Annotated in this window: 15 protein-coding genes; 2 read left to right on the top strand and 13 right to left on the bottom strand. The window is 56.2% G+C overall.

All coding sequences use genetic code 11. The annotated features are described in order from the left end of the window. From rnc to JOF46_RS12025, 3 genes are read right to left on the bottom strand one after another with little or no spacing between them, the layout of a single operon-like run. Window positions 1-702 carry a ribonuclease III gene (gene rnc, locus JOF46_RS12035; protein WP_209907501.1) on the bottom strand — a complete coding sequence of 234 codons (702 nt, stop codon included), beginning with the start codon at window positions 700-702 and terminating at the stop codon, window positions 1-3. A 9-nt stretch (window positions 703-711) separates the two neighbouring features. Further along, complete coding sequence (gene rpmF, locus JOF46_RS12030) at window positions 712-915, bottom strand: 50S ribosomal protein L32 (RefSeq protein ID WP_007273166.1); 204 nt, start codon at window positions 913-915, stop codon at window positions 712-714. 2 nt (window positions 916-917) lie between these two features. After that, window positions 918-1,439 carry a YceD family protein gene (locus JOF46_RS12025; RefSeq protein ID WP_209907500.1) on the bottom strand — a complete coding sequence of 174 codons (522 nt, stop codon included), beginning with the start codon at window positions 1,437-1,439 and terminating at the stop codon, window positions 918-920. Window positions 1,440-1,638: 199 nt separating this feature from the next. Here JOF46_RS12025 and JOF46_RS12020 point away from each other — a divergent pair, with 199 nt between their 5' ends. Continuing rightward, entirely contained in the window at window positions 1,639-2,811 is a 1,173-nt protein-coding gene (locus JOF46_RS12020) for a CDP-glycerol glycerophosphotransferase family protein (RefSeq protein ID WP_209907499.1), read from the top strand. A gap of 107 nt (window positions 2,812-2,918) precedes the next feature. Next, a complete protein-coding gene (locus JOF46_RS12015) occupies window positions 2,919-4,148 on the top strand; it encodes a CDP-glycerol glycerophosphotransferase family protein (protein WP_209907498.1) in 1,230 nt (409 codons plus the stop codon). Between the two features lie 137 nt (window positions 4,149-4,285). Here the strand turns inward: JOF46_RS12015 and JOF46_RS12010 are convergent, their stop codons facing one another. From JOF46_RS12010 to coaD, 10 genes are all read right to left on the bottom strand, one after another. Then, a complete protein-coding gene (locus tag JOF46_RS12010; RefSeq protein WP_209907497.1) occupies window positions 4,286-8,140 on the bottom strand; it encodes a CDP-glycerol glycerophosphotransferase family protein in 3,855 nt (1,284 codons plus the stop codon). A gap of 60 nt (window positions 8,141-8,200) precedes the next feature. After that, on the bottom strand, window positions 8,201-8,662 hold the full coding sequence (locus JOF46_RS12005; RefSeq protein WP_209907496.1) for an FAD synthase family protein: 462 nt from the start codon (window positions 8,660-8,662) through the stop codon (window positions 8,201-8,203). A gap of 53 nt (window positions 8,663-8,715) precedes the next feature. Further along, the gene (locus JOF46_RS12000) at window positions 8,716-9,558 is read right to left on the bottom strand and encodes a glycosyltransferase family 2 protein (protein ID WP_209911863.1); all 843 of its coding nucleotides are present in this window, start codon (window positions 9,556-9,558) and stop codon (window positions 8,716-8,718) included. Between the two features lie 55 nt (window positions 9,559-9,613). After that, window positions 9,614-10,438: a CDP-alcohol phosphatidyltransferase family protein gene (locus JOF46_RS11995; RefSeq protein WP_209907495.1), complete on the bottom strand. Its 825-nt coding sequence runs from the start codon at window positions 10,436-10,438 to the stop codon at window positions 9,614-9,616. Then, window positions 10,435-11,481, bottom strand: coding sequence for a glycosyltransferase family 2 protein (locus JOF46_RS11990; RefSeq protein WP_209907494.1), 1,047 nt, complete (start codon window positions 11,479-11,481; stop codon window positions 10,435-10,437). The genes JOF46_RS11995 and JOF46_RS11990 overlap by 4 nt, the downstream gene beginning before the upstream one ends. Continuing rightward, window positions 11,478-12,341 (bottom strand): ABC transporter ATP-binding protein, encoded by an 864-nt coding sequence (locus tag JOF46_RS11985; protein ID WP_209907493.1) that lies wholly within the window; start codon window positions 12,339-12,341, stop codon window positions 11,478-11,480. The genes JOF46_RS11990 and JOF46_RS11985 overlap by 4 nt, the downstream gene beginning before the upstream one ends. Further along, window positions 12,325-13,197, bottom strand: coding sequence for an ABC transporter permease (locus JOF46_RS11980; protein ID WP_342592430.1), 873 nt, complete (start codon window positions 13,195-13,197; stop codon window positions 12,325-12,327). The genes JOF46_RS11985 and JOF46_RS11980 overlap by 17 nt, the downstream gene beginning before the upstream one ends. Before the next feature lie 110 nt (window positions 13,198-13,307). Then, entirely contained in the window at window positions 13,308-14,363 is a 1,056-nt protein-coding gene (locus tag JOF46_RS11975) for an LCP family protein (RefSeq protein WP_209907492.1), read from the bottom strand. A gap of 140 nt (window positions 14,364-14,503) precedes the next feature. Further along, complete coding sequence (gene galU / locus JOF46_RS11970; RefSeq protein ID WP_209907491.1) at window positions 14,504-15,400, bottom strand: UTP--glucose-1-phosphate uridylyltransferase GalU; 897 nt, start codon at window positions 15,398-15,400, stop codon at window positions 14,504-14,506. A 49-nt stretch (window positions 15,401-15,449) separates the two neighbouring features. After that, a complete protein-coding gene (gene coaD, locus JOF46_RS11965; RefSeq protein WP_209907490.1) occupies window positions 15,450-15,926 on the bottom strand; it encodes a pantetheine-phosphate adenylyltransferase in 477 nt (158 codons plus the stop codon). Between the last annotated feature and the right edge of the window lie 42 nt (window positions 15,927-15,968).

Raw genomic sequence — 15,968 nt, 5'->3', positions numbered from 1 at the left:
TTATTTTGCCTCGGTGGATTCATCGTGTGGGCGAACCATCTTCCAGGACACCGCAGCGGATTCCTGTTCGGCTTCCTTCTTTGAAGGTCCGGTACCCGCGCCGTAGGCGGTGCCGCCGATGTGCAGCACGGCTTGGTAGGTGCGTTGGTGGTCAGGGCCGGAACCCGTGACCCGGTACTCGATGTTGCCAAGCTTTTTGGCCGCGGCGATCTCTTGGATGGCCGTCTTCCAGTCGGTGCCGGCGCCCAGGACATCCACGTCGTGCAGCAGCGGCAGGATCAGTCGCATGACCATTTGCCGGGCAACTTCAATGCCGTGGTTCAGAAACGTTGCACCGATGAGGGATTCCATGGTGTCGGCAAGTATTGATGACTTGTCCTTGCCATTGGTCAGAATCTCGCCTTGGCCCAGGAGGATGAACTCCCCCACGCCCAGGGAACGGGCTATGCCAGCCAAGGCACGGGTGCTGACCACTGCGGAGCGACGCTTGGCCAGATCGCCTTCGGGCAGATCCGGGTAGTTCTTGTAGAGGTGGTCGGTGACGGCATAGCCGAGGACCGAATCCCCCAGGAACTCGAGGCGTTCGTTGGTGGGAATGCCACCATGCTCGTAGGCGTAAGAACGGTGTGTGAGGGCAAGACGAAGCGTCTCGGGGTCAATATTGACCCCGAGACGCTTCAAAAGCTCTTCTGTTGAAGGCATCAGACAGACTTACGCGTCTGCGACCTTGCGACCCTTGTATTCAAGGAACAGCTCGGTGCCTGCGGAATCCGTGACAACCTTTGCCTGGTGCGGCAGGCTGTAGGTGACGCGGCCATTTTCCATGGTCTTCACCAGGGTAGGCGCGGTTGCCTTCCACTGGGCGCGACGGGCGCGAGTGTTTGAGCGGGACATCTTCCTCTTCGGGACAGCCACGGCTACTTCTCTTCTCTCTCGACTGAATGTGTACTCTGTGTCGCGTCCTCTGCGACGATGTCGGTCAGCCCGGCAAGCGCTGCCCAACGAGGATCCAAGACCTCATGGTGATGCTCAGGATCCTCATTCAGGCTTTTTCCACATTCGGAGCAAAGCCCTGCACAGTCTTCCCGGCATACCGGTTGGAACGGCAGCGCGGTCACCACTGCATTCCGGAGCACAGGTTCGAGATCGATACGATCGTCTACAACCTGATACTGGTCAAGCTCTTCTTCTTCGGTGAACTCGTGTAAGCCCTCGTAGTAGAAGAGTTCTTGAATGTCGGCATCGAAGTCATACGCGATGGCTTCCAAGCACCGGCCGCATTCACCGTCGATTTCGACGGTGGCGATTCCGGAAACCAGAATGCCCTCGTGCACGGCTTCGAATCGCAGATCGAGGTCAATTTCTGACCCTTCACGGACTCCGATGAGTGCAACACCGATTTCAGCCGGTGCGGCGACCACCTCATCAAGGGTCGTCATGTTTCCCGGGCTGCGCCCGAGATCCGTGGTTAGAAAAACCAAGGGCGAACTGCGATCGATGCCGTGTGACGACGAACGATCTGAACGCTTTTCGCTAATGATGACTCCTGTAGAACATAGACCGACATTACATCTTAGCCTGATCCAAGATAAGAACCCAAACGGGAACCATGCCAGACGAGTCGGTAGGCTTGAACCCATGCCACTGATTCAAAGACTATCGCCCATGACCGACCGACTTGCTCACATTCTGGCTGCAAAGAAGGCGCGACAGGTCCTTGGTGCCAAGTGGTCCATCGAAAAGCCAATGTTGGCAATATATTTTGGAGGTTCGGCCGGCGACCTTTACCAGATTCGGCAGTGGTTGCCTGTTTTTGAGCAGTTGGCGAACGAACTGCCAACCATCATCCTGATGAAAGACTCGGTGGCTGCACTGGAGTTGGCCAAGATTAGTCAGCTGCCTATTAGGTTAGCTGGCAGTGCCGATGCGATTGAGCCTCTAGCCGTTGAGTGGGGCCTTCAGGCCATGTTTTACGTCAACAACAACCTCTCCAACTTTTCGGTGCTTCGAATTCCGAATGTAAGGCATATCCACCTAAGTCATGGGGAAAGCGAGAAAGCTTCTATGACTTCCAACCAGCTCAAAGCCTATGACTACTGCTTCGTCGCCGGGCAGGCTTCTGCCGATCGCATCATGACTTCGCTGCCGCTCTTCCACGAATCGCATCTGAAGCTCATCGGCCGCCCGCAGCTCGACCAGTTGCTGGCAGCAAGTCCGTTCCGGGGCATCCCGGGGCGTAGGACAGTGCTCTACGCGCCAACGTGGGAGGGCGATCGCCCCGCGATGGCCTACAGCTCTGTAGCGGGCCGCGGCGAAGCATGGACAGCCGAGATACTGGAGGACGAGTCTCTACGCCTGATCTATCGGCCACATCCAAGGACTGGCATGCGCAGCGCATCCACGCGTAAGGCCGACCGAAACATCCGGAATCTCATTGAAGCAGCACGCAAAGCCAATCCTTCCGCTGGCCACCTTATCGACAGAGGCCTCGATTGCAATCCAGCGATGGCTTCCGCAGATGTTGCCATCTTCGATGTCTCGGCGATGGCCATTGACTTCAGTGTCCTAAAGCGTCCATATTTCGTCAGCCTACCTAGTGCTATGCACACGGCCATGAACAACAGCCCGCTGTGGGAAGTCGCCCGCCACCTCGACATAGACGACACCATCCCCATCGGACACAAACTCATTGATGCCCTGGATGAGGGCCCCATGGCCGGTATCGAGGAGTTTGTTCACCATCACTTTGGCGAGCTGGAGGTTGGCGCTGGAGTCGCTCGGCTCAGGACAACCATTGACGCCCTGATCTAGAAATCTATGACCCCTATGGCCCACCAATTGATGGCGTGCCAGAGTTTTTTGCCGTTGCCAATAGACTTGTCTGTGGCCAAAGGGCAACATGGCCGAAAGGAAAACGGATGAATCCCCTTAAGGTAGCCAACACGTTGACGAGCAACGTTGTGCACCGCATCAACAAACGCAAGTCTATAAGCGCAATCAAGGCATCTCCGCAGGTGTTCACCCATCTCCCTGCAGGGACAGACCGGTATCAAGCGGCACTCTATTTTGCCGACCCCATGGTCAACGCGTATCAGATCCGCCAATGGTATGAACCCCTGCGGCGATTGTCGGAATTCGCACCCGTTGTCATTCTTGTTCGCAATCCAGAAACCGCAATTGCGCTACTTGGCGAGTCGCCCTTGCCTATCTACTACGCTCCCACGATCGCTGACATCGAAGAGATGCTCGAAACGCAGGACATCCGTGCGGTGTTCTACGTCAATCAGAACATCCGCAATTTCCAAATGATGCGATTTAATGACCCCGCCCACGTCTTCATCAGCCATGGTGAGAGCGAAAAGGCCTATATGTGGTCAAATCAGCTCAAGGCCTACGACTACGTATTTTCCGCGGGCCAAGCGGCTCGCGACCGATTGGCCAAGAATCTGCTACGTTATGACGCGATTGAACGTACAAGGCTAATTGGACGACCCCAAATCGATGTGGAGTACCCGGCGCCCGTCGTGTTGAATGCCGATTACAAGACTGTCCTCTACGCTCCCACATGGGAAGGCGATCGCCCCTCGATGAGCTACGGCTCGGTGACTAGCCACGGAACATCCATGATCAAGGCACTCGTCGAGAGCGGCAAGTACAACGTCATCTTCCGCCCACACCCACGCAGCGGCATAAACAGCCATGCCTACAAAGCCGGACTCGAAAGCATTCGTGTCTCCTTCATCCTAAACCGGAAAACTGGCGCTCCCAGCTATGTCTACGACGAGTCCGACTCCTGGGGATGGCAATGGGCATGCGCCGATATCTGTGTCACCGACATATCCGCAGTCGCCTACGACTGGCTGGCCACTGGAAAGCCAATCATCGTCACAACGCCGAAGAATGAGAATGCGGCAGTTTCCGATTCGCCGGCCCTGCTCAAGCTTCCGGCCTTGTCCAGCCAGGAAGCAAGCAACGCTGTTGCCTTGATCACCGAACTCGTAGCCCGTGAAGACCACGATTTCATTGAACTTGTCGAGCACTACTTCGGTGAGACTGCGTCCGGCGCCAGCATGCAGCGGTTCATCACGGAGTCTTTGTCAGTCATGGGAAAGCAGCCGTCGCTCGACACCGACCGAGTGGACGCGTAGTTGCCCAAGGTGGGTTCAAACAACTTAAGATCTTCTTCAGTTCGATAGCGTCGATACAGACAGAGGGCTGGTGGTCGGAGCATTTATGCGCCGACCACCAGCCCTCTTGTCATTCTGGAAGCCTATACTCCGCCGTCTCAGCCAACCCGTTGTTGAATGGACGGCGTATTCGCGACCAATTCCTCGAATTGTTCGAGTGCAGCCTTTTGGTAGATCTCTGGATCAAAGTCGCGTTTGGGGGTCCATCCAGACAAATATGCGGTCATTCCTTCAGACAGACCCGCGGCGGAGTTCTCGACCAAGAGGCCGAATCCTCCCTCCAACACGCTGCGAGAACCAACGACATCGGTCGAGATCGCAGGTAATCCGAGCATCATGGCTTCCACCATGGCAAGTCCCTGACCTTCATATTCTGAAGAAAAGACAAAGCAGTCAGCGGTCTTCAATGTCGGGAAGGGATTGCCGAGCAAGCCGGTTATCTTGACGGCAGCCGACAGTTCGCGTCGGATGATTTCCCGTTCAAGGGACGAGCGCAACGGGCCATCACCAATGAGCAGTAGGCGAGTCTTCGGGTGAAGTCGGTGAACTTCATCAAAGGCCTCCAGGAGCTTCAATTGGCCCTTCTCGGGAGACAGACGAGCCATGTTGGCAAAGATGGTTAGGTCGTCGCCAGCAAATTCAACGGCTGGCTCCTCGAGCGTGGACCACGCCACCGGCTTCGTCAGATCGATTAAGTTGTCGCTGACGACGAAAGCGTCGTCATCGAGACCAAATCGCTGGCTAAGCCGGTCCTTGTTCTGCTGCCCGACGCTTTGCGTGACGGACACCAGAGCATCATATTTTGGATACAGGGCAAACAAGGCGGGTAGCCGACCGAATCGCAGCAGCCATTCACCAACCATGTCGTTATGCAGGTAGATGCAGGTCTTGCCGGCGCTTTCTTGCGCTCCCCCCAACAGTGCAGCCCAGAAGCGGGAGTAGCCCTCATAGTCGATGACGACATCGAATTTTGCCCCGCCAAAGCACCTAAGGAACTCACGCCGCATGGTTTCCGAGTAGACCTCTTCAGCACCGGCCGAGTCGAAACCGTTGTTGGAGTGGTAGCGCTCGGAAACCCAGCGTTCTTCCGCTGTCATCAGCGTGTAGCCCGCACGAGGGATCAGTTGAACGTGTGAAGGGAGACTTCGCAGAATTGCCACCGCGTCTTCGTCTCGATGGATTGCATCCGCGTCGCCTACAACGATTACACGATATTTCTCAGGGTCGAGCGCTGAAACCAGATTCGTGAAGGCGGTGGCAATACCGTTGGGCTTGAACGGGCCCTGGAAGAACAGCAGCGAAGTTCTCTCATCCGGATCGGGGGCAAACACATGGGTGTCATCGTCATCGAAGAAGAAGTCCAGGGCACGCTGGGTGGCGTGGCCATCTTCCATTGATGCGAACTTTTCGACGTTTTCCGCGTAAACGACGTCATTGAGGCTGGTTTCCCGGTTCGACTGGCGCTGAATCGCCTGGGCAACGTCATGAATGTCAGCCAGTACAGGGCCGGGCCAGGTGTCTGGTTCGAAGTACAGACCACGGGAATCCTGGTACTCGGCCAGATCGGGGGTGTAGAAAACGATGGGACGACCGGTTGGCAGGAAGTCATAGAAGACACTCGAGTAATCGGTAAGCAAGACGTCAACGACGGCCAGCAGCTCATTCGTGTCGACCTCTGCGGGCACCACGGTGGCGTCCAGCTCGACGTCACCGATTGCGGCTTCGGCGAAGCGGTGGGCGCGGAACAAGAGATGAACGTCCAGGTTGCCCAGTACCTTCATGTCGTTCACCAGTGACTCGGAATCAAATTCCTGGTCCTTGAGTTGACCGCGCCAAGTCGGTGCAAAAAGGACCACTGGCTTGCGGCTGTCAGCCGGGATACCCAGCTTCTCACGCAGCTCGGCTCTCTGTTCCTCCGTGGCGTTGACCATCTGGTCAACCCGGGGGCTGCCGACCTTCGCGACCTTGGCTGGCATGATCCCGGAAAGATCGTGGTCACGCACCAACGAGTCCTTGGTGTGCTCGTTGGGCACAATCATGTGTGTGCTTTGGAGGAAGTTCCTGGAAACATTGCGATGCTCAGCAACTCCTTCGCGAACGAGCTTGCCCATGAGCTTCAGGGGCGTACCGTGCCACGTATTGAGATACTTCTGTCCATCACGTCGCACATAGTAGATGGGGAACGTAGCGTTGTTGATCAGATATCCTGCCGTGGCCAAGTACTTGACATAGAGGCTGGAATGCTGCCGGACAAAAATGACGTTATGCTTGCCCACCATATATGGGGGGATCTCGTCTGGCTGGTTGAAGACCCAGACATACTTCTTGCCCTTGAAACGCGGGTCTTCCTGCATTTGGGAGAATATCGCGTATGGGTGGCAATGGATGGACTTGCCGTGGCTCGATTCGAAGAGCACAACATCGTCAGCCAGTGGGAGCCGAGTTGAGTACTCGACAAAGAGCGCAGCCCGACGCCTGTTGGCCGTCTTTAAATGCGGTCCGGGTGCCACGAATGAAACACGACCGGATGTGGTCATTTCGGTGAATGCGTCGTTGGCCTTCTGGGCATCACCCACACGCTGCCACGCGCGCCCTTCAAGGGCAAACCAACCTGGGGACAGGCTGTCGTTCCGGTCATTGGCGGCCGAGTAGGCTTCTGCAGCTTCGAGCCATGATCCACGCGATTCGGCTTCGCGGCCTTCTTCCAGAAGTCTTTCTCCTGGGCTATTTGCCACAGTTGGGTCATCGTCCGCTTCAAAGTAGCCGAGGAGCGTGGCCACGTTCTCGAAAGTGTCGGCAGCACCGTCAAGATCATGGGCATCTCGCAAGGCGAATGCCCGAAGGAACTGAAAATCAACGGCACCAGAGCCATCTTCATTTCCCGTGGCTGCTAGTACCTGGGAAGCATTGTCAGCCTCGCCTGCTCGCATCAGTGCCTTCGCAAGCATGACTCGTGCCTTCACAAGTCCAGGGTCTGTTTCCACGGAACGGCGAAGCGAGGTTATGGCCTTGTCCCACTGATACAGCCGTGCATAACATTCGCCCAAACGCATGTGCAGCAGACCGGCCACATCAGGATCTACCACTTGGCTCTCATATGCACTTGCGGCCAGCGCCCAACGGGAACGTTCCTGATGAAGGACTCCAACACCGAAGATTTGGGCATCCTCCTTGTCGGAGAATCGCACCGCGTTTGCGTATGCTTCTGTTGCTCCATCCGAAAGCTCAAGCTGGCTCAAGGCAAAGCCCTGCTCGTACCAGGGACTGGACTTCCCCGGTTCCAGTTGATTTGCGATTTCGTAGTGTCTTACCGCATCGTCAAAACGAGACATGAAGGCGCAGGTTTCGGCCAAGCGGATGTGCCAAGAAGCCTGTGTTTCGAAATGGGGCAGTGCCTCGGTGAGCACTTCCAGCTCTCGCCATCGCTGGCCCATTCTTCGCAGCTGCGCAGCAAATGTATCCAGTACCGACGTTTCTCCAGGGAAATCGTGGGCTGCGTCCTCAAACACTTTAACGGCCATGGCATGCTGCTTGGCAGTAACTGCACAAATGGCCCATTGGATTCGCCACTGCAGGCGCCCTGGTTCCTCAGTTACACAAAATTCAAAAAGTTCGAGGGACTCGTCAAATTGTCTCTTGCGCCGCAGAACGTGGGCGAGTTGGTACTTCCAGAGTGTCTTAAGCGGTCGGCGGTTAATGGCACGGCGAATGTTTTTTTCAGCAACATCGAGCTGTCCAACCTTGAATTGACAGTACCCAAGCCGATACCTGATTGCAGGACTCTTGGTCCAAGCCCGACGCAGAACACCAAGGTACAGCCGGATCGCTGCGTTCCATTTGCCGTGGTGCTCAAGACGCCGGCCTACCGCCAGGATGGCCTTGACAAAGTACTTTTCCAATTCAAGCCTAATTTCTAGATTTACTTCGACGTGAGCTTTGACCAACACGTCCATTTACATGCACCGGAACACCCAAAACCGCTGAGGGACCCGGACGAGGTGGGCGTTGGACTGCTAGCTCAGTTCCTTGACGATTTGGCTTAGGCTATCCAAGGTGTCCTTGAGCTTCGCGACGTGGCGTTCATCAAATGCGCTCAGTACGCGCTTCAATTCAGTGGTGGAAATACCCGAAGTGCGTGGTAGGTACACAACTTCAACTTTGTCGCCCAAGTCGTCGAACTTGCCCTTCCAATCCTCGCCGATGCCAAAAACGTCAACATCATACTTGGCGATGTCGAGGCGCTTCTGGTCCCAGTTATCTTCCGGAATGGCTTCATCAACGTATTGGATGGCCCTGACGATCTCGATGCGCTGTTCAAATGGAACGATCGGCTTCTTTCCCTTGATGGCGTTGAATTCGTCGGTAGATACCCCGACAATCAGGCGATCGCCCTTTTCCTTCAGTCGCTTGAGGATGTTCAAGTGTCCAATGTGGAAGAGGTCGAAGGTACCGTACGTCAAGACTGTCTTTGCCATGTTCAGCTCCATATGCTGCTTTGATGCGCCAGAAAGCGCAGAATTCAAGGGTCTTAGATAACAGGTGGTCTGCCGGCCAGCAGCATCCTCAGATGAGTCGCCCATTTAAGTTTAGGGCGAGGGGTTGAATACCAAGGATCTTCGCGCCAACCGGCGAGCCATCCACTGAAGTACTGTCGGACAGCTCCGGGTTCCTTGCGCAGCCGGGCAGTCTCGAGCAAAGCCCAACTCGAAACGTACAACCAGCTGAAGGGCCAATGCAGGTTTCGTCGGGCCAACCAGACTCGGTTGCGGGCATTGAGTCTATAGAATTCTTCGTGTCTTCGCGGATCGACTACCGGGTGCCCAATTCTCATGTCCCCGGCATACCAAACGTGATGACCTGTATCCCAAACACGCCAAGCCAATTCGATTCCTTCATGGGCGTACCAGAATCCGCCTGCCCATCCTCCGGTTTCATCGAAAATATAACGTGGCATCATCAGGCAGGTTTCACCCACATGGAAGACGCGACTGGACTCCTCGGCTGTTCGCTTGTTTAAGCGTGGAATCCAGCGAGTGGGATCATCGTCTCGCTCAGGGTCCGTGATCCGTGGCTGAAGTAGCCCCATCTTTGGGTGCAGCTTGAATCTGGAAATAGCCTCATCCAGGAAGTCATCATCAAGAAACCAAGAGTCGTCATCAAGGAAGCACAGGTACTCCCCCGAAACCAGTGGAACCCCGGCGTTCCTACCCGCCGGAATGCCGAGGTTGTCTTCAAGGAAGTGCGCTTTGACGTTGGGGGGCAATCCGCACGGATCCCAGCCGTTTCCCACAACCACGACATCGAGCAGAACGTCGCGTTGCCCAAGCAAGCTGCGGAGGGCCCGGTCCAACTCCTCGGGACGATTTCCCATGGTCAGCACAACGACACCAACGATGGGCAAGTTTCCTGATGAAGTATTCAATGGATCACCGCAACCGCGACGAGGCCATGGTCGCCACAAAGTGCCCGATGTTCACAAGGACCACTGCCGGCAAAAGGATCCATAGCATCCATTTCTCGGCGATACCGGGAACGCCAACGATTGCCGAGACTACCGAAAGAACCAAGATGAGGAGACTGAGTTCCACAGCATGGAGCATCTTGTGGAAGGGAAGGAAGCGGGCTGCGGAGCGCAGCTTTCCGACCAGACTGGTCTGCGACACCGCGCGTGCCTCGGCCGTGTCCGGGAGCTTGCCCAACCCGGCCATGCTGCGAGCGGCATGCACCATAAGGCTTTGGGAACGGTTCAGCACCAGCAGAACCGAAAGAACCGCCGCAACAAAGAGCGTCGGCCACGCCAGGGCTGCATCTGCACCCTGCGTCTGCAGCTCAAGGAACACTCGGTAGCCCAAGGCTATGGGAATAAGGGCCTCGGTGGTGTGGTGGCCGACCATGTCGATGAAGATGCCGCGCGGAGACTGGGTGCCCCTCCAACGGGCCACTTCGCCATCGCTGCAGTCGAAGTAGAGCTGCACCTGCGACAGGACCACTGCCAAAAGCGGCCCCCACACACCGGGGATCAGAAGTGCCGCCGACATAAGCCAACCTGCCAGGATCATGAGCCCGGTAACGCCATTGGCGCTGATGCGTGTACGCACGAGGACGGCCGTCAAGTAGATGGAGATGTGGCGCAGGTAGAGCTCCGCAGTCCAGTGCTCGGCATTGCGCCGGGCGCGGACTTCGGGAGGCTGACACACTGCGCGTAGCTGCTCGAGCGTCGGGTTGCTGGGCCGGATGGTTTCATTGTTCATGAACGCACCCGCCCCCTGTCCAAGGTGCCTTGGGCACCATACACACGACCTTTGACGAAGCCAACGGCCCACGGGAAGTGAATAGTCGGGAAAACGCCAAGCATCAAAAGCTTTTCCTTCAAGGTGGTTCGTTTGCCGGTCAGCGTCGCAAAAACCACTAGGCCCGCGTATCCCACCGGGGCGAGTTTCAGCAGGTTTAGTGCGACCCGCACGGCATTGGGTGCCTCCACCGTCAGCCACGGGTCAATCACCCAAGCAACGGCACCCAGAGTGGTCCCGACAACCATGAGCGGCGGAAGATCGTGGCGGATCGATTTTCCGTCCGGGTAACGACGTGACAACTCGCCCCGCCAGACACCGGAGGCATACGACTGCGCGCCCAGCGCCTTGTACTTGTCGCGCGGGAAATAGGAGGTCTCTAGTTCAGGGTCGAACCATACCTTGTAACCGGCTTGGCGAATGCGCAGGCACAGTTCCCAATCCTGGGCACGGTGCAGCGACTCGTCGTAGTAGCCGACCTCGTCAAAGACCTCGCGGCGAAAAATACCGAGGTAGGCGGATTCGGCAGGACCTTCCGGGGCACCGCTGTGATACGCGGCACCACCCAGTCCCCATGGCGAATGATATGCGGCGGCTATGGCACGCTGGAGCGGATTCTTCCCCTTCGCGTCCATGAGTCCCCCGACGTCGTGGGCATCCACGCGAAACATGGTGTCCACTCCCCGTGCCGTGTACGAGGGTGTCAATTCGCTGTGGGCATCCACGCGCACCACGATCGGGTACTGCGAGGCCTTTATGGCCAGATTCAGGCCTATCGGAGTGCGTCCCTGGGGGTTATGGACCAGCTTGACCCTGGAGTCTTCGGCTGCCAACGCCGCAGCGACATCGTCAGTGGAATCGGTGCTGGGGCCAAGTGCCAGGACGATTTCCTTGTCGCCGGCATAATCCTGGCCAAGCACGCTGACGACGGCATCTCGTAGGTACCCTGCTTCGTTAAGCACCGGCATCACATAGGAAACTCCCAAGGCCCTTGCTGCAGTCACTTCTTTTTGGCCTTGTAGGCGTCGACGACGGTCTTGGAATCCCCGTCCATCATCAGGACACCCTTCTCAATCCAGATCACGCGATTGCAGGTATCCAAGATTGAATTCATGGAGTGGGAAACCAGAAAGATCGTTCCCGCGTTTTCGCGAATCTCGCGGATCTTTGCCTCGCTGCGCTTCCGGAAGCGCGCATCGCCGACCGCCAAGGCCTCATCAACGATGAGGATGTCGTGCTGTTTTGAAGCCGCGATGGCGAACTTCAATCGAGCCGACATACCGGAGCTGTACGTGCGCATGGGCAAGTCAATGAATTCCTCAAGTTCTGCGAACTTGGTGATGTCTTCGCGCATCTCATTGATTTCCTGGCGGTTGTAACCGAGCGCCAGGCCGCCAAGCATGATGTTCTTGTCCCCGGAGAGATCCGGAATCAATGCCGCGCCGACGCCCAACATATTTGGACGGGACGAAGCATAAACAGACCCCTCCGCAGGCGTGGTAAGCCCGGTGATCGTACGCATCAGCGTCGACTTGCCTGAACCATTCGAGCCAATCACGCCGATTGACTCATTTTCGTATGCCACGAAAGAGACGCCCTTCACGGCGTGGACTTCACGGATGCCGCGAGTTGACGACTGCAGGAGGCGCTTGGCGCCCGCTGCTCCCACCGATTTTCCGCTCGAGTAGACCTGGTATTTGACGTGAAGGTTATCGACAATGACCACGGGGGTACGAGTCTCGTCCAACGCAATCGATGCTTTCTCCGAAGGGGCTTCGGACGGCACATCGTATACGGGCTCAGGCTCGAACTTGCCATGTAAGCGGGGATTGATCAGATCATCAAAACTAGTCAACTCGACCATAACGCTCCTCAGCAGCCCAAAAGTAGATGGTGCCGCCAACGAGGGCGACCACGGCCCAGATTGCCATGACAATCCAATAGAACGACGGGTACTCCACACCATTCATGATGGATCCGCGAGCAACCTGAAGTGCCTGATAGATCGGATGGAAATCAAACATCCGCACGAGGAAAGGGAATGCATTCAGGACCTTCTCGACGGGGAAGAGCACGCCGGAGGTGAAGAAGAGCATCCGCGTAATCAACGGAAGAATCTGCGTGAAATCACGAATGTGCACGGTCAACCGAGCACAAATCAAGGCCATGCCGGTGTTGAACATAGTGAACATAACCAACATGGGAACGATCATCAGCCAGCTCCAACGTGGATATGTTCCCAAGATCATGCAGTACACGTACATGACTACAACCATGGGGACCAGGGTCAAGAATTGCTGGATTACTGCGGAAATCACTAGTGTGATACGCGGGAAAGCCAGCGATTGCACCAACGCCGCATTCCCGGTAATAGCCTTTGCTCCAGTGGATAAGGATCCCGAAAAAAACTCAAAGAGGAATACGCCAATCACGACGTAAACGGGAAAATCATGACCTCGGCTCCCGCCCTGCAGGATTCCGAAGATAAACCCATACATGAGCGCATTCATCGTTGGCTTGATGACTACCCACAACATGCCGAGGCGGTTTCGTTGGTTCTCCGATTGGACACGGCTTTTGGCGAGTTCATAGGCGAAGTCGCGCCGGCCCCAAGCCTGTTTCAGATAGCTCACCAGGCTCGGGCGAGCACCGACCCTGTTCAGGCCGTACTGCGCCGCATATTCGGCAGCTGTCATAGTTTTCGTTACCTCGTTGATCACGGTTTTCTCGTCGGCTCTGGCCGGCGAACCTATTGAAGTCTAGTAGATGCGCGTACTGAAGGCCGATTGGCATCGTCCCATTTCACGTTGTGTGATCTACGCATCACTGCTCAGTGCTCTAAGTTTGCGCTGTCCAAGTAAGTCTTAAGGGTGTCAGTTCGGAGCGCCTTACCGATCTCCTCAATGGCCTTTTCATCTCGCAGTTCGATCGATTCCCCGCTAGGAGACGTACTGCTTCCGGCTGTTGGCAACGTGAACATTTCGATGTTGGGAGCTCGCAGGTCTTTCAACTGAAGCCCCAGTCCAGCGGCTGTTGCCGCATCAAAACCATCATCCAGCGACAGATATGGGGATATCTTGTCAATGACCTCATAGACCGTAGCTGGATTGGTCAAGGTGTCTTTGGACAGCAATCCGTTCATGACAGCCTTGATAAATTTCTGCTGGTTTTTCACTCGTTGGTAGTCTCCGTCGACGAAGGGCTTTCTTTCGCGGACGAATCTTAAAGCTTGATTTCCCTTGAGGACGACATCACCCACAGGGTAAAAGTACTTTTTGCTGTCTGTCGAGTAGAACTCGATGTCGTTGTGAACTGTGACTCCGCCAAGTGCTGTTGTAAGTTCCTTGAAGCCATCGAAGTCAATCATGGCCACGTGGTCGATCTTGGTATCCAGCATGCCTTCGATCGTTTGAACCACGAGGGGGACCCCACCGAGCGCCATGGAGGCATTGATTTTTTGGCGTCCATACCCAGGGATGTCGGTGTAGAGGTCCCGCACGATCGACATCACGTAGACGCCCTTGCGATCCTCCGGAATGTGCATCAGCATCATCGAGTCTGACCGCTGATCCGTGCCACCGCCCTGAAGCAGGTCGGACGTTTCACTGCCGTCTGCGCCGTGGTCGACGCCCAGCAACAGAAAATTCAAGGAACCGTCATCTGGGTTCTTGATCGGGCGCGTCTCTTCGTCAGGAAAAGCCTCGGCAATAACCTGCGTTTTGTTGTCAAACGTCTGGGCAAGGCTACCCAGGTAGGTGCTGGCCACAACCGCCGCCACGACCACCACGGCAATCGCGCCCAGAAGCACAACAAGGCCTGTACGTTTCTTTCGACGGGCCAGCCGCCGCGGTAGGTAACCGCCTTCAAATTCTCTATTGTCAGTCAATCAACGTCTCCATAAAACCGGAACGAGAAGCCTTGGACGACTCGAGGCAATGTTTCGGTCGACAACTTTCGCACAAACAAAGCAAGGCTAACCAACACCCCTGTGAGGATGCTGGGTTAGCCTTGCCAACTACAAGAATCCTAGCGCCCGGCGACGAAGTCCTTGAGCCATGGAAGAAGTTCCGGACCTATGTCCGTCCGTTCGGTTGCCAAGGAAATAACCGCTTGAAGGTAGCTCAGCTTGTCGCCCGTGTCGTAGCGGCGACCGCGGAAGACTACCGCGTGAACGCCACTGCCCGGGCCATCCGCCACGGCCAAGGTCTCCAGCGCGTCGGTCAACTGGATCTCGTCACCACGTCCTGGCTTCGTCTCTTCGAGAACCTCGAAAACACGCGGGTGAAGAACATAACGCCCGATGACCGCTAGGTTTGACGGGGCATCCTCAATAGCAGGCTTTTCCACCAACCCGTTGACCTTGACGTACTCTTCCCCGTCAACGGCCGAGACGTCAGCACAGCCATAGGCGCTGATTTGGGCCGGTTCGACTTCCATCAGCGCAATGACGGAACCACCGGTCTTCTCCTGCACATCGATCATGATCGAGAGGAGCTCATCGCGTTCGTCAATGAGGTCATCACCGAGCAACACCGCGAAGGCCTCGTCACCGACATGCTGCTTGGCGCAGAGGACGGCGTGTCCGAGCCCCTTCGGATCACGCTGTCGGATGTAGTGGATATCACCGAGAGCCGTGGCGCCCTGCACCTGCTGCAGCTTCTCGGTGTCACCCTTGGCCTCGAGCGTTGCTTCCAGGGACGGTACCCGGTCAAAGTGATCTTCCAGCGCGCGCTTGTTTCGCCCGGTAATCATCAGTACATCGGTGAGTCCGGCCTTCGACGCCTCTGCTACAACATATTGAATGGCTGGCTGGTCAACGACAGGCAGCATTTCCTTGGGCATTGCCTTGGTCGCCGGCAGGAAACGCGTCCCCAAACCTGCCGCAGGGATAACGGCCTTAATTACACGCCTACTTTGAGTCATGCCTTCGACTTTACGTCATCCAATGCATAAACATCGAAACCATTTGGGCCTATTGTGAGCTACTTCGAAGTCTCTTGAGGACGGTTCGTGGCAAGTAATCAGCCACGTCACCACCGAGGGATTCAACTTCTTTCAACAAGGAAGACGACAGATGCGTATAGCGATTATCGGCGGCCAAGAACACCGTTTCGACGCCGGTCAGGTGGCGGTTCATAACTGCCATGGGGGTCTCATACTGGTAGTCAACGGTGGATCGAAGGCCCTTGACGATCGCGTCGGCCCCGTGCAGCTTGCAAAAATCGGCGAGCAGTCCATCACCCATTGGCTCAACGCTGACGCCACGCAGACCCCCAATCGTTTCCCGAACCATTTCGAGGCGTTCCTCGGGTTCGAAACGATATTTCTTGGCATAGTTGGTTGACACCGCCACGATAACCTCGTCAAAGAGGTTGCTGGCACGGGCAATGATCTCAACATGACCATTATGGATGGGGTCAAATGACCCGGGGCAGACGGCTCGACGCATACCTTGCAATCTATCAACTCGGCTATAGGCACAGTTGCTTCC

Origin of the sequence: Paeniglutamicibacter psychrophenolicus (genome assembly GCF_017876575.1) — a bacterium.
Lineage (GTDB): Bacteria > Actinomycetota > Actinomycetes > Actinomycetales > Micrococcaceae > Paeniglutamicibacter > Paeniglutamicibacter psychrophenolicus.
The sequence above is the reverse complement of the archived record's forward strand: the minus strand, read 5'-3'. Positions and strand labels throughout refer to the sequence as shown.

Bases quoted from the DNA above. Each gene is read 5' to 3' on its own strand.
- galU (WP_209907491.1), bottom strand. From the start codon at position 15,400: ATGACTCAAAGTAGGCGTGTAATTAAGGCCGTTATCCCTGCGGCAGGT.
- coaD (WP_209907490.1), bottom strand. From the start codon at position 15,926: ATGCGTCGAGCCGTCTGCCCCGGGTCATTTGACCCCATCCATAATGGT.
- JOF46_RS12005 (WP_209907496.1), bottom strand. From the start codon at position 8,662: ATGGCAAAGACAGTCTTGACGTACGGTACCTTCGACCTCTTCCACATT.
- JOF46_RS12025 (WP_209907500.1), bottom strand. From the start codon at position 1,439: ATGACGACCCTTGATGAGGTGGTCGCCGCACCGGCTGAAATCGGTGTT.
- JOF46_RS12010 (WP_209907497.1), bottom strand. From the start codon at position 8,140: ATGGACGTGTTGGTCAAAGCTCACGTCGAAGTAAATCTAGAAATTAGG.
- JOF46_RS12000 (WP_209911863.1), bottom strand. From the start codon at position 9,558: ATGGGAAATCGTCCCGAGGAGTTGGACCGGGCCCTCCGCAGCTTGCTT.
- JOF46_RS11995 (WP_209907495.1), bottom strand. From the start codon at position 10,438: ATGAACAATGAAACCATCCGGCCCAGCAACCCGACGCTCGAGCAGCTA.
- JOF46_RS12015 (WP_209907498.1), top strand. From the start codon at position 2,919: ATGAATCCCCTTAAGGTAGCCAACACGTTGACGAGCAACGTTGTGCAC.
- rnc (WP_209907501.1), bottom strand. From the start codon at position 702: ATGCCTTCAACAGAAGAGCTTTTGAAGCGTCTCGGGGTCAATATTGAC.
- JOF46_RS12020 (WP_209907499.1), top strand. From the start codon at position 1,639: ATGCCACTGATTCAAAGACTATCGCCCATGACCGACCGACTTGCTCAC.
- JOF46_RS11985 (WP_209907493.1), bottom strand. From the start codon at position 12,341: ATGGTCGAGTTGACTAGTTTTGATGATCTGATCAATCCCCGCTTACAT.